This window comes from Halomonas borealis (assembly GCF_004798905.1).
Classification (GTDB): Bacteria; Pseudomonadota; Gammaproteobacteria; order Pseudomonadales; family Halomonadaceae; genus Halomonas; species Halomonas borealis.
Genome location: NZ_SDMO01000003.1, coordinates 24,243 through 37,261, shown reverse-complemented (window position 1 = coordinate 37,261; position 13,019 = coordinate 24,243). Strand labels below are relative to the sequence as shown.

The 13,019-nt window shown below is 67.8% G+C and carries 14 protein-coding genes; 3 read left to right on the top strand and 11 right to left on the bottom strand.

The genetic code is table 11. From position 1 onward, the window contains the following. Positions 1–114 precede the first annotated feature (114 nt). From ETC07_RS04465 to radC, 11 genes are all read right to left on the bottom strand, one after another. Positions 115–795 carry a response regulator transcription factor gene (locus ETC07_RS04465; protein ID WP_136247312.1) on the bottom strand — a complete coding sequence of 227 codons (681 nt, stop codon included), beginning with the start codon at positions 793–795 and terminating at the stop codon, positions 115–117. Next, positions 792–2,351, bottom strand: a complete 1,560-nt coding sequence (locus tag ETC07_RS04460; RefSeq protein WP_136247311.1) for a sensor histidine kinase — start codon at positions 2,349–2,351, stop codon at positions 792–794. Before ETC07_RS04460 ends, ETC07_RS04465 begins: the two co-directional genes overlap by 4 nt. After that, entirely contained in the window at positions 2,348–3,958 is a 1,611-nt protein-coding gene (locus ETC07_RS04455; protein ID WP_136247310.1) for a hypothetical protein, read from the bottom strand. The genes ETC07_RS04460 and ETC07_RS04455 overlap by 4 nt, the downstream gene beginning before the upstream one ends. Further along, on the bottom strand, positions 3,955–5,064 hold the full coding sequence (locus ETC07_RS04450; protein ID WP_136247309.1) for a P-loop NTPase family protein: 1,110 nt from the start codon (positions 5,062–5,064) through the stop codon (positions 3,955–3,957). Before ETC07_RS04450 ends, ETC07_RS04455 begins: the two co-directional genes overlap by 4 nt. A 229-nt stretch (positions 5,065–5,293) precedes the next feature. Continuing rightward, positions 5,294–5,752, bottom strand: a complete 459-nt coding sequence (locus ETC07_RS04445; RefSeq protein WP_136247308.1) for an acyl-CoA thioesterase — start codon at positions 5,750–5,752, stop codon at positions 5,294–5,296. Beyond that, complete coding sequence (locus tag ETC07_RS04440; RefSeq protein ID WP_136247307.1) at positions 5,742–6,077, bottom strand: putative signal transducing protein; 336 nt, start codon at positions 6,075–6,077, stop codon at positions 5,742–5,744. Before ETC07_RS04440 ends, ETC07_RS04445 begins: the two co-directional genes overlap by 11 nt. Positions 6,078–6,160: 83 nt before the next feature. Then, positions 6,161–7,357 (bottom strand): class I SAM-dependent rRNA methyltransferase, encoded by a 1,197-nt coding sequence (locus ETC07_RS04435; RefSeq protein WP_136247306.1) that lies wholly within the window; start codon positions 7,355–7,357, stop codon positions 6,161–6,163. An 87-nt stretch (positions 7,358–7,444) separates the two neighbouring features. Further along, complete coding sequence (gene mutM, locus ETC07_RS04430) at positions 7,445–8,266, bottom strand: bifunctional DNA-formamidopyrimidine glycosylase/DNA-(apurinic or apyrimidinic site) lyase (RefSeq protein WP_136247305.1); 822 nt, start codon at positions 8,264–8,266, stop codon at positions 7,445–7,447. A 124-nt stretch (positions 8,267–8,390) separates the two neighbouring features. Next, the gene (gene rpmG / locus ETC07_RS04425) at positions 8,391–8,546 is read right to left on the bottom strand and encodes a 50S ribosomal protein L33 (protein ID WP_016856547.1); all 156 of its coding nucleotides are present in this window, start codon (positions 8,544–8,546) and stop codon (positions 8,391–8,393) included. Between the two features lie 24 nt (positions 8,547–8,570). Then, complete coding sequence (gene rpmB / locus ETC07_RS04420) at positions 8,571–8,807, bottom strand: 50S ribosomal protein L28 (protein ID WP_136247304.1); 237 nt, start codon at positions 8,805–8,807, stop codon at positions 8,571–8,573. 242 nt (positions 8,808–9,049) lie between these two features. Then, complete coding sequence (gene radC, locus ETC07_RS04415; protein WP_136247303.1) at positions 9,050–9,724, bottom strand: RadC family protein; 675 nt, start codon at positions 9,722–9,724, stop codon at positions 9,050–9,052. Positions 9,725–9,840: 116 nt separating this feature from the next. Between radC and coaBC the strand changes: the two genes are divergently transcribed. Genes coaBC through ETC07_RS04400 form a run of 3 tightly spaced genes read left to right on the top strand, consistent with a single transcriptional unit; the run spans position 9,841 to position 12,992 of the window. Further along, positions 9,841–11,052, top strand: a complete 1,212-nt coding sequence (gene coaBC / locus ETC07_RS04410; protein WP_136247302.1) for a bifunctional phosphopantothenoylcysteine decarboxylase/phosphopantothenate--cysteine ligase CoaBC — start codon at positions 9,841–9,843, stop codon at positions 11,050–11,052. Between the two features lie 37 nt (positions 11,053–11,089). Next, on the top strand, positions 11,090–11,557 hold the full coding sequence (dut, locus tag ETC07_RS04405; protein WP_136247301.1) for a dUTP diphosphatase: 468 nt from the start codon (positions 11,090–11,092) through the stop codon (positions 11,555–11,557). 31 nt (positions 11,558–11,588) lie between these two features. After that, positions 11,589–12,992 carry a phosphomannomutase/phosphoglucomutase gene (locus ETC07_RS04400; protein ID WP_136247300.1) on the top strand — a complete coding sequence of 468 codons (1,404 nt, stop codon included), beginning with the start codon at positions 11,589–11,591 and terminating at the stop codon, positions 12,990–12,992. Positions 12,993–13,019 lie beyond the last annotated feature (27 nt).

Below are 13,019 nucleotides of genomic sequence, written 5' to 3'. Positions count from 1 at the left end.
AAAGTTCCATAAACCGCCCGGTAAGCGACAAAAGATTTTTCGGCATCACGGCCAAAAGACAGCAAGACACACCTCCGAGTGAGATCCCCCGAACCCACGAGCCGGCAAAGCGCCTCAGGGGGCCGGAGCGTCGTAGCGGTATCCCGCGCCGCGAACCGTGGTGATGCGCGAGGCATGGTCGCCGAGCTTGCGCCGCACCCGCCCCACATAGACATCGACAGTATTGGTCATCGGATCCTCATTGAGCCCCCAGACCGCGTTGAGAATGCGCTCGCGACTCATCACCCGCCCGGCATTGCCGAGCAGCAGCGCCAGCAGGCCGCGCTCCTTCGAAGACAGCTCTATCACCTCGTCGTCGATCTTCAGGCACAGCGCCTCACGATCGAACTGCACCGGATCCGCCGCTGGTGCGTCGGCGATCGCGTCCGCCCACCCCGCGGCACGGCGATGCAGCGCCTCCATGCGAGCGATCAGTTCATCGAAGGAAAAGGGCTTGCTCAGATAGTCATCGGCGCCCTTGCGCAGCCCCACGACCTTCTCGTCGGTGGCATCCAATGCCGTCAGCATCAGGATCGGCACCTCGTCGCCCCGTCCCCTGATCCGCGTGCACACCTCATGGCCGGAGATGCCCGGCAACATGATGTCGAGCAGCACCACATCGTAGCCCCCCTCCTTCAACAGCGACAGCGCCATTTCACCGTCGGCGGCGCGGGTGGCGGTCCAGCCCTCTCCCTTGAGCCCGCGGCACAGAAAGTCCCCGACTCGATGCTCATCTTCCACTACCAACACATTCACTTCGACGCGGACTCCTCGGCCATCCCTGGCACATCGATATAGACGATCAGCCCACCGCCCGGCCGGTCCTCCAGACCGGCGTCGCCTCCATGGGCACGGGCAATGGCACGCACGATAGGCAGCCCCAGACCGCTGCCCTCCGTGTAGTTTGCGGAGGCATTGGCACTGCGATAGAAGCGCTCGAATACCACCGCCTTGTCGGCCACCGACACTCCCCTGCCATCGTCTTCCACCGAGATCCGCCAGCCGTCGTCGTGACGACCCAGGCGCACCACCACCCGGGGGCCACCGTGGACTCGGGCATTCTGCAGAAGCGCCAGCACCGACTGTCGCAACCGGAGACGATCCACTTCGATGGGCGCGGCGGAGACCTCGGTCTCCAGTGACACCAATACCGATGACAGGCTGATACTATCCTTGAGAAACGCGACCAGCTCGGTTGGCTGCGGGCGCAAGCGTAGTTCGCCACTTTCCTGGCGTGCAATGGTCAGCAGATCATCGATCAGCGCGGTGGTATGGGAGGCCGCTTCCCGGGCGCGACGCAGTGCCTCGCGATAATCGCCCTCATCGGCCTGGCGCGCCCGCAGTATCACGTCGCACTCGCCCTGGATGATGGTCAGGGGTGTACGCAGCTCGTGGCTGACATCGGCCAGCAGCCGGCGCCGATGGCGTTCTGCCCGACGGGCCTCCTCCAGCAGCCGCTCGAGCTCACCGGTTCGATCCGCCACCGCCCTCTCCAGCGCGCTGTTCTGGCGCTCCAGCGCGCGCCGATGGATGCGCACGTCGGCACCCATCTGATTGAGCAAGCGACCGATACGGCCCAGCTCATCGTCGCCGGTGATCGCGATGGTGTGACCGAAGGCCCCCTTGTGCATGCGCTCGACCCCCGCCATCAGACGCTGGCAGCGCCGCGACACCCGACGACGGTAGAACACCATGACCGCCACCGTCAGCGCCACCGCCAACAGCGCGAAACCCAGCGCCAGCCAGCGCGTCTGGCGGGCTCCCCGAGCGATCTCCTCGCGGGCTTCACGGACCTCTTCGATCTCGCCCTCGAGCGCGATGTCCATCAGCTCCCGGAAGCGCTCATCGATGGCTTCATCGAGCAGGGCGTAGAAGCTCAGCCAGCGGCTGACCGGGTCGAACTCCTGCTCCGAGTCGATCAGTTCCGCGTAGCCGTAGATCACCTCGTCCAGCTGGTCCTCGAGCCTGGCCAGCAGCTCCAGCTCCTCGACCTCTTCGTCTCCCACCAGCTCGATCTCGGCGCCGACAATATCGCGGATCTCGCTGATATCCCGGCGTACCAACTCATTCAGCTGGCGCTCTCCCTCGCCACCATCCTGATCGCCGATCAGCAGGGCATCCGCGTATTGCTTGAACAGCCGGTAGCTGTGGGTCGACAGGTTCAGGTGCGCCTCGTAGGAACGGTGCGCCAGGTTCATTCGATCACTCAGCCAGGTGCTGCGCTCGACGCTCCAGTAGGCCAGCACCGCGCCGGTACAGGCCATGGTCAGCAACACCAGGGTATAGGCGGTTACGACACTGATAATTTTCATGACCCAAGTTTACTGTTCCGGCGAACCGAAGGCTGCGTCTTGCGACCCTCATGCTCTGACAGGCGCAGCACCATGCCAACATCGCCGGCCACCGCCTCGGGCAGATCGTGCACCAGGGTGGCCGGACAACGGGCGTTGAGCCGCCTGAACAGTTCAGCGGCATCCTCGAGCGCCGGCCACAGGCGGCTGTCGACCACCACCAGGTCGGGGTGCGACAGCAGTGCCTGGACCAGGGCCACCCGCAGGGACTCCCCAGGCGTCAGGTTGCCTCCACCCTCCTCGACCCGTCCATCCAGACCACCGAGGCGTGTCATGGCGGGGCCCAGGCCGCATTCCCGCGCCACCCGGGTGATGTCATCATCGTCGGGGCGGGCAGCCGCCCCCATGGTCAGCGCGCGGCGCAGACTGCCCCGGAGCACGACGGGACGATCCCCGATATAGGCGATGGCCGGCTGGTTCGGCAGCCCGTCGAAGTGCAGTCGACCCGCCTGCGGCGCGCGCCGCAGCGCCAGAACCGCCAGCACCCGAGATGCCAGATCCGGATCATGGGTGTCCAGGCGTACCCGCTGGCCCGCGCGGATGCGCAGGTGTAGGGTGCGGCCGTCCACCCGTAGGCACTCCAGGTCCAGCGGCACCGGCCGCCCCCGTCGGCGCACTCGCGGCAACGCCTCGGCCCGCCCGAGCAGTGTCCGGCACTTGTCGCGGGCGATGCACCAGGCGCTGTAGCGATCCCAGACCCCCACGCATTCGCGCACCGGCACCACCAGGATCGCCAGCACCGACAGCGCCGCAGCGGCGTCCGCCGCCGTCAGCCCGAAGCGCGCGGTGGCCCACAGCACCATCGCGCCACCCAGCCCCAGGGAGGCGTTGGGCAGCGCGCGCAACAACGACACCCGCCGCACTCGACGCACCGCGTCCTCGGCGCTGCGTCGTCCCTTGCGCTCGAGGCTGGCAAGCTCCCTGGGCAGACGATTCATCAGCGCCAGTTCGCGGGCGATGGGAATACGCTCCATCGCCGCAATGGCCACCCCGGCCCGGCGCCGACGCAGATCACGATGCAGGCGACCGAGCGCCAGCCCCAGACCCGCGGCCAGGGTCACTGCACCGAGAATCGGCAGCATGCCAGCCATCGCCAGGGTGGGATCGATCAGCCACAGACACAGCGCCGCCATGGGAAAGACCACCGCCGCCGACACCAGCCGCGTGATCCCCATGCCGACCCAGCCCCGGGCCGCCGAGAGATCTCCGACGAAGCGCAGCGACAGCCCCCCCAGACGGCGACCAGCACGCTCGACACCGAGGGCGGCGATGGCGCGAAAGACCACGCTGCGCAGCTCCACCGCGTAGCTCTGGCCGATGGCCTCGCCGCGGCCCCTGGCCAGGGCCTGGCAGGCGGCGATGGCCAGCGCCGCGGCCACCAGCACCGCCAGCGACGTCAACGGCAGTTGAGCTGGACTCTCGCCCGTTGCGTGGCGCAGAGCGATGAAGACGTCACGGGTGGCGAAGGCCGTGGCCATCATCAAGCCCGCCTGGATGATCCCCAAGCCCGCCACCAGCGCGATCTGCCGGTCTCTGCCACCCCCCGAGAGTTCGGGAAACTCGCTCATGCGGTGGCACCCGTGGCCAGACGTTCGCTATCCATCGGGCCCTTGAGCACGGACAGACCGACGCGTCTCTTCATGATCGGCGCCACCAGCCTCGATACGGCCTCGGGGTCGCACAACGCCTCGCGCTTGACCACCGGCAGTCCGGTCTCGCCGCTGGCTTCGCGACTGCCGAGGGTCGACAGACTCAGCATGCCTGCCAGGGCGAAGGGCCTCAGGCCATGGCGTTTGAGTACCGCAACGCCACCCACCGCACCCAGGGCATCAGGGGCAGCGAACAGGATGCCGTCCAGGCGCTCGATGATCGCGGAATCCGCCAGGATCGCAGCGGTCTCGTCCTGAAAGACCCCGTCGGCGATCTCCACCACGACCACCTCGGCGCCACGCGACGCCGCTCCACCGACCAGAGCTTCGAAGCCGCGTTCGATGCGCGTCAGCGGGCAGCGGAAGGTCGAGGCCATGCCGGCATCGGTGAAGTCGCTGACCGCAACCGAGGCATCGGCGAAGGCATTGAAATCACCGAAGGCGCCGGTGCCGGTGGCCTTGACTCCCTCCACCGCGAAGCCCGCACGCTTGAGGCCGTGGGCCAGGCTTACCGCCGCCGTGGTCTTGCCGGCGTTCATGGAAGCACCGAACACCCCCAGCACCACGACGTCATCGGGGATACGCGCATCGACGATGGCGTAGCGGTCGATATTGACCACCTCGCCCCACGCGTCGGCGAGAAAGCCCAGCGGACGCAGTTGAGTGGGACGAGCCATCCGGGCGTGGGCCGCCTCCACCTTGCCGGCGATGCCACCACCGGCCAACAGATCCATGCGCTTATCCACCTCGGCGCGCCCCATGAACTGATCCGGCGCGTAGCGATCACCCACGCATACCACCACCAGGTCACCGGGATAGCTCTCGCTGGGACGGCCGCAGGCCAGCTGGAGTCGCTTGTGCTGGCCGACCTGGAGAATCTCGTACAGGATCAGATCACCGGCGCGAGCCGAATGATCAAGACTCACGAGGGCATGAACGTCATCGCGCTTCACACGGCGCGTGGTAAAGGCCCACTTGGCGGCGGCAGGAACGGCGAAGGGAGTCACGAGAGTGACGCAGGTCATGACGGAAATCCTCTGGGATGAAGACACACCCCAGAGGCTACCGGCGACCATTCGGTGCATCCTGTCAGGTCGGTGAGCGCCGCGTTAAGCCCGCATGAACGCAAGCTGACAAGGAGGAGAAAATCGCGTAGCGGATTGGCGACACTGCTCGACCGCCGCCTTTATCCCTTCCCCCTCGAGGCTGGGAGCCTCCGGGGCCCGGAACGGTTCGGCAGTCAGTCCTATGCGATCAGGTTTCTGTGGCCAGGGCTCCGCCGTAGGCCTGGACGAATTCCCGGGGTAGACGGCGAAGGCGGCCACTGGAGAGCGCGATGCAGGCGTAGCGGGTGCGCGCGCGCAGCAGGGTGATGCCATCTCGCGGGCGCATCAGCTGGAAACGGCGAGTCAGGGTAAGGCGCGAATCGCAGGCGATGATCCAGGTGGCCATGGCCAGGCATTCGCCCTCGAACCCCGGCGCCAGATAGTCGAGTTCGTGACGGTGCACGGCCATGGCGCGATCCAGTGCCCGGTAGTCCTCAAGCGTCAGGCCCAGTTGGCCGGAATGCGCCCAACTGGCCTGCTCCACCCAGCGCAGATACTGGGCGTTGTTGACGTGACCATAGTGATCGATGGCCTCTGGCCCGACCAGGATATCGATCAGGAAGGGCTCGGACAGGTCCCAATCGAGCGCGCCAGGCTCAGCGGCCATGCTCGTCCTCCTTGCGTCCACCGCAATTCCAGCAGGTATCGAAGGCACCCTCGAGCTCCTCGCCGCAGGCCGGACAGCGCCAAGCGCTCCCCGGCGCCGGGTCCTCGAGCGCCTGTTGCACCAACGCCTCGGCCTGTTCGCGATTGTGCGCGGCGACCCACACCTGGGGCTCGCACTCCAGCGGCGGCAGCTCCCCGGCGCCACCACCGAGGGTCATGTTGCGCAGCTCGCAGGGAATCCCCGCGGCGTCGAGCAGGTTGCTCACATGGCCCACCAGCAGGGCGTTGCCGTGGGCGAAGATCAAGGTCCAGGGCACCTCGGTCATGGCGTCTTCCTTGAAAAGGGCGGGCGACTTGCCTTGGCACGATGTGACAATTCCACCGCCCGAGGCAAGCCCTTGCGCTGTCTTCAGTCGCGGAAGACGCGCACGCCCAGCGCCTTGAGGTAGGCCGTCTCGGGGATCGCCGGATGCACCGGGTGATCCGGCCCCTGGTGGCCCTGGAACAGCAGCTGGGCGTGGCGATCCTGATGGCGGGCGGCACCACGCACGCTATCCACCAGGCGTTCCGGCGCCAGGTGCATCGAGCAGGACGCCGAGAGCAACAGGCCGTCGCGGCCCAGCAGTCGCATGGCCTCGCGGTTGAGCTTGCCGTAGGCACGCTCGCCGGCGGCGGTGTCCTTACGCTTCTGGATGAAGGCGGGCGGATCCAGGATCACCACGTCGAACTGTTCGCCGTCGGCCTTGAGGGCGGCCATGGCCTCGAAGGCATCGCCCGCCCCCACCGTGACCTGCTCGTGCAGGCCGTTGAGGGCGGCATTGTCGGCGACACGCTCGAGCGCCGGCTGGCTGGAATCCACGCACAGCACCTCGCTGGCGCCATGGGCGGCGGCCTGCACGCCCCAACCACCGACATAGCTGAACAGGTCGAGCACCCGTTTGCCGGCCACCTGCTGGTTGAGCCAGGCACGGTTGACGCGGTGGTCATAGAACCAGCCGGTCTTCTGGCCGTCGAGCACCGGGGCGACGAAGCGCACGCCATTCTCCTCGAGCTCCACCGCCTCCGGCAGTGTGCCCTTGATGACCTCGACCTGGCGCTCGAGGCCTTCCTGACGGCGACCGGAGGTATCGTTGCGCAGTACCACGGCGCTCGGTGCGATCACCTTGTCCAGGGCGTCGAGCAGCGACTCCTGCATCGCCTCCATGCCGGCGGTATTGATCTGCACCACCAGCACGTCGCCGAAGCGATCGATGATCAGCCCCGGCAGCAGGTCGCCCTCGCCATGCACCAGGCGATAGAACGGCTTGTCGAACATGCGCTGACGCAGCGCCAGGGCCTGGTTCAGACGATGCACCAGCAGCGAGCGATCGAGCAGCATGCCCGGATCGCGGGAGACCAGGCGGGCACAGATCAGCGAATGGGCATTGACGTAGGCCACGCCCAGCGCCTTGCCGTTGGCGGCCTCGACCTGGGCCTGCTCACCAGGCGCGAAGGCCTTGAGCGGCGTGGCCTGAGTGTCGATCTCGTTGGAGTACAGCCAGAGATGCCCCGCCTTGAGGCGGCGATCGGCATTCTTCTTCAGGCGCAGTGAGCGTAGGGCAGTCATGTCGGGACTCTCGTCGTGGGCGTCGTGGAGACGTTCAGGGGATGCCACCGGGCCATGCGCCGGGGCATCGAATCGGATCGCGGCGCGTCAGGTCTGACACTCACCGCAGAATACGCTGGCTCGTTGACCCAGGGTCACCAGGCGCAGCTCGGCGCCGCAGCGCCGGCAGGGCTCGCCATCGCGGCCATAGACATTGAGCCGCTGGGCGAAATAGCCCGGCTCGCCGGTGCCGCCGACGAAGTCGCGCAGGGTGGTGCCGCCCTGGGTGATGGCGGCGGCCAGCACCTCGCGAGCCGCGGCCGCCAAGCGCTCGTAGCGTCGCCGGGAAATCCGCCCGGCGGCGCGACGGGGATCGATGCCGGCCAGGAACAGCGCCTCGGCGGCATAGATGTTGCCGACCCCCACCACCACGGTATTGTCCATCAGGAACGGCTTCACGGCCAACCGCCGGCGCCGCGACAGGGTATACAGCCGCTCGCCGTCGAAGGCCTCGGAGAGCGGCTCCGGCCCCAGCTTGGCGAGGCGCGGGTCATGCTCGGCGTCGCCGGCCAGCCAGTCGACGAAGCCGAAGCGCCGCGGATCGTGGTAGCGCAGCACCGCGCCGTCTTCGAGCACCAGGTCGAGATGATCGTGCTTCTTGGGTAACTCGCCGACTCGGGCGATGCGCAGGCTCCCGGACATACCGAGATGCCACAGCAGGGTGCTATCGTCGCCCTCCAGGGGCATCAGCAGGTACTTGGCGCGCCGCGCCAGTGCGCCGATACGCATGCCCACCAGGCGATCGGGCAGGTCCGCCGGCACCGGCACGCGTAGGCGGCGGTGACGCACGACCACCTCGGTGATCTCGCGACCCTCCACGTGCGGGACGATGCCACGCCGGGTGGTCTCGACTTCGGGCAACTCGGGCATGGGGCGATGCGCTCTCGGCGGCGTTCGAGGATCAATACGCAAGAACCCGACCATCGGGCCGGGTTCTTGAGGACAGGCCGAGGCCTGCGGCGGAAGCGATCTCGGGAACCGCGGGGATCCCGATTTACTTGATCTTGGCTTCCTTGTACATCACGTGCTTGCGAACAACCGGATCGAATTTCTTCATCTCCATCTTGTCCGGAGTGTTCCGCTTGTTCTTGTCGGTGGTGTAGAAGTGGCCGGTACCGGCACTGGACACCAGACGAATCTTGTCACGCATGAGTCTTCTCCCTGATGGAAACGCTTAGACGGTTTCGCCACGCTTGCGAATGTCGCCGAGCACCGCTTCGATGCCCTTCTTGTCGATGATGCGCATGCCTTTGGAGGAGAGGCGCAGGCGGACGAAGCGCTTCTCGGACTCCACCCAGAAACGGTGGCTGTGCAGGTTCGGCACGAAACGACGACGCGTCTTGCGCTGGGAGTGTGAAACGTTATTACCAGTCACCGGGCGCTTGCCGGTAACCTGACATACTTTGGACATGAGAGCCTCCAACCGCTTGGCCAGGTAGGGATACCTGATTGTTCAAAACCTGTCGGGCAAAACCGGGACGACCCCGCTGTCATTTGACCCAAGGGAATTCAAAGGCTGCACTTTATACCAGAGTCAACGTTGCCAGACAAGCGACGTGCAGATTGATGCAGCGCCATCGCCGGCCAACTTCACCTCGCGGGGTCCGTTTTGGGCGAGCACGACTGCCACTGCTGTGTTTTGATCGCGGCGGATTATAGCAGCCCTTGCTCGGCGAAGGACACCACTTCGCCGTCTCCGACCACAAAATGATCCAGCACCCGGATCTCGAACAGCGCGAGCGCCTCCTTGAGCCGTGCGGTGATGCGACGATCGGCATCGCTGGGCTCGGCCACACCGGAGGGATGATTGTGGGCGAGGATGAGCGCCCCGGCGCCCAGCTCCAGCGCGCGCTTCACCACCTCGCGGGGGTACACCGAGGCGCTGTCGAGGGTACCCCGGAACAGCGATTCGAAACGGATCACCCGGTGCTGGCTGTCGAGGAACAGCGCCGCGAACTCTTCGTGACCGAGATGGCGTAGCCGCGAGGCGAGATAGGCGCGCACCAGCGACGGCGAGGTCAACGCCTCCTCCCGCGCCAGCCGGCTGGCCAGGTGGCGCCGGGACAGTTCGAGGGTGGCCTGAAGCTGCACGAACTTCGCCTCTCCCAGGCCGCGCTCGGCGCAGAAGCGGGAACGCTCGGCCTCGAGCAGCGGACGCAGGCCGCCGAAGACCGACAACAGGTCGCGGGCCAGGTCCACCGCCGAACGCCCGCGCACCCCCACGCGCAGGAAGATCGCCAGCAGCTCGGCATCGGAAAGCGCCTCGGGCCCCAGCGCCAGCAGCTTCTCCCGGGGGCGTTCGCCCTCCGGCCAGTCACGAATCGACATCACGACCTCCCGCCTGTTTCTCCCGGGCAGTGTAGTCCAGGCTCGCCAGGCGGCGGCTACGCAAGAATGCGGCCGAATGGTAAGGTAGGCGATCAGCCTCATGCGCGGATACGACCATGTCGACAGCCCCCCGACGGCGCGTTCTGCTCGGCATCAGCGCCGGCATCGCCGCCTACAAGAGCGCCCAGCTCGCCCGCCTGCTCAAGCAGTCCGGCTGCGAGGTGCGCGTGGTGATGACCGACGGCGCCCAGGCCTTCATCACGCCCCTGACCCTGCAGGCGCTGACCGGCGAGCCGGTGCGCACCTCGTTGCTCGACCCCGAGGCCGAGGCCGGCATGGGGCACATCGAGCTGGCCCGCTGGGCCGATCTGATCCTGATCGCCCCGGCCACCGCCGACCTGATGGCGCGCCTGGCCCACGGCCACGCCGACGACCTGCTCACTACCCTGTGCCTGGCCAGCGACGCCGAGAAGGCCATGGCGCCAGCCATGAACCAGGCTATGTGGCGCCAGCCGGCCACCGCCCGCAATGCCCACCGGCTGACCGAAGACGGCTGGCGACTGCTAGGCCCGGACAGCGGTGACCAAGCCTGCGGCGACGTGGGGCCCGGGCGCATGCTCGAACCCGAAGCCATCCTGGGCGCGCTGGCCGCCCCCGCCGACCGCCCCGCCGAGGGCGTCCGCGTGGTGATCACCGCCGGCCCGACCCGCGAGCCGCTGGACCCGGTGCGCTACCTCTCCAACCACAGCTCCGGCAAGATGGGCTATGCCCTGGCCGCCGCCGCCACCGCCCTCGGCGCCCGGGTGCAGCTGATCAGTGGCCCCGTGGCGCTGCCCACGCCCGCAGGTGTGGAACGCTTCGACGTGGAGAGCGCCGGGGAGATGCACGAGGCCGCCCAGCGCCTGGCCGGTGGATGCGACCTGTTCATCGGCTGCGCCGCGGTGGCCGACTACCGCGCCGAGGCGCCGGCCGAACACAAGCTCAAGAAGCGGCATGATGAGGACACCCTCACCCTGCGCCTGGTCAAGAACCCCGACATCATCGCCGCCGTCGCCGCGCGCCCCGACCGCCCCTATGTGGTCGGCTTCGCCGCCGAGACCCGTGAGCTTGCGGCCTACGCCCACGACAAGCTCACGCGCAAGCACCTGGACATGGTGGTCGCCAACGACGTCTCCCGAGCCGGGCTCGGCTTCGGTGCCGACGACAACGCCGCCCTGCTGCTATGGCGCGAGGATGAGACCACCGGCCAGGCAGACCTGCCGCCCCAGCCCAAGGCCGATCTCGCCGAGGCCGTGATCCGCCGAGCGTTGGCCCGGCTGGCCGACTGACCTCATCCACTACTTCACAAGCCCTGGAAGACACCCGATGCCGACCATCACCGACCGCCCCCGCCTCGCCGTCAAACTGCTCGACGAGCGGATGCGCGATCATCTGCCCCACTACGCCACCGACGGCTCCGCCGGCATGGACCTGCGCGCCCTGCTCGACGCCCCCCTGGTGCTCGAGCCCGGCGACTGCGAGCTGGTGCGCACCGGCCTGGCGATGCACATCGCCGATCCGAGCCTCGCCGGCATGGTGCTGCCCCGCTCGGGGCTAGGCCACAAGCACGGCATCGTGCTCGGCAACCTGGTCGGGCTGATCGACTCCGACTACCAAGGCGAACTGATGATCTCGGTGTGGAACCGCGGCACCACGACCTTCACCCTCGAGCCCTTCGAGCGCCTGGCGCAGTACGTGCTCGTGCCGGTGGTGCAGGCCGACCTCGAGCTGGTCGACGACTTCGACGAAAGCCTCCGCGGCGACGGCGGCTTCGGCCACTCCGGCCGCCACTGACGCCTGCCGCCCCACGCACCAGGACGACGAGATGACCCAGGACAGCACGCTTCAGGCTCCCGCCTCGATCTTCCGCGCCTACGATATTCGCGGCATCGTCGATGACACCCTCACCGAGAGCGGCGTCGAGGGCATCGGCCGTGCCATCGCCAGCGCCGCCCTGGCGCGCGGCGAAGCCCGGCTGGTGGTGGCCCGTGATGGCCGCCTCTCGGGGTCGCGCATGAAGGACGCCCTGGTCCGCGGCCTGACCGCCGGTGGCTGCGACGTGATCGACATCGGCATGGTGCCCACCCCGGTGCTCTACTTCGCCACCCACCTGCTCGAGGGCACCGCCTCCGGGGTGATGGTCACCGGCAGCCACAACCCGCCGGACTACAATGGCTTCAAGATCGTGCTCGACGGCGAGACGCTGTCCGACGAGGCGATCGGCGACCTGCATCGACGGATCACGCATGGCGACCTCACCGAGGGTCAGGGCGAGGTTCACGAGGCGGACGTGCGCGAGGCCTATCTCGAGTGCATCCTCGGCGACGTGACGCTTTCCCGCCCGCTAAAGGCGGTGGTCGACTGCGGCAACGGCGTGGCCGGCGAGCTGGGGCCGAGGCTGATCGAGCGCCTGGGCGCCGAGACGATCCCGCTGTTCGCCGAGATCGACGGCACCTTCCCCCACCACCACCCGGACCCGGGCAAGCCCGAGAACCTTGAAGACCTGATCCACGCGGTGCGCGAGCACCAGGCCGACATCGGCCTGGCCTTCGACGGCGACGGCGACCGCCTGGGCGTGATCACGCCCCGCGGCGAGCTGATCTACCCCGACCACCTGCTGATGGCCTTCGCCGAGGACATGCTGTCGCGCCACCCGGGCGGCCGCGTGGTCTTCGACGTCAAGTGCACCGGCAACCTGGCAGGCGTCATCGAGGCGGCCGGCGGCACCCCGGAGATGTGGCGCACCGGCCACTCGCCGATCAAGGCACGCATGAAGGCGACCGGCGCCCAACTGGGCGGTGAGATGAGCGGCCATATCTTCTTCCAGGAACGCTGGTACGGCTTCGACGACGGCCTCTACGCCGCGGCCCGGCTACTCGAGACCCTCGCCAAGCAGCCCGCGGACCAGGACGCCGACGCCTTCTTCGCCCGCTATCCTCAAGACATCGCCACCCCGGAGATCAATCTGGGCGTCACCGAGGAGCGCAAGTTCGACCTGGTGGCGCGGCTGGCCCGGGAAGGCGACTTCGGCGAGGATGGCATCAAGACCACCCTCGACGGCATCCGCGTCGATTACCCGGACGGCTGGGGTCTGTGCCGCGCCTCCAACACCACGCCGGCGCTGGTGCTGCGCTTCGAAGGCAAGACCGACGAGGCGCTGGCGCGCATCCGCCGCCGCTTCGCCGAGGCCCTCGCCCGGGTCGCGCCGGACCTCGAACTCACCCCGTGAGCCGCCCCAGGACACAACCAGGAAGAC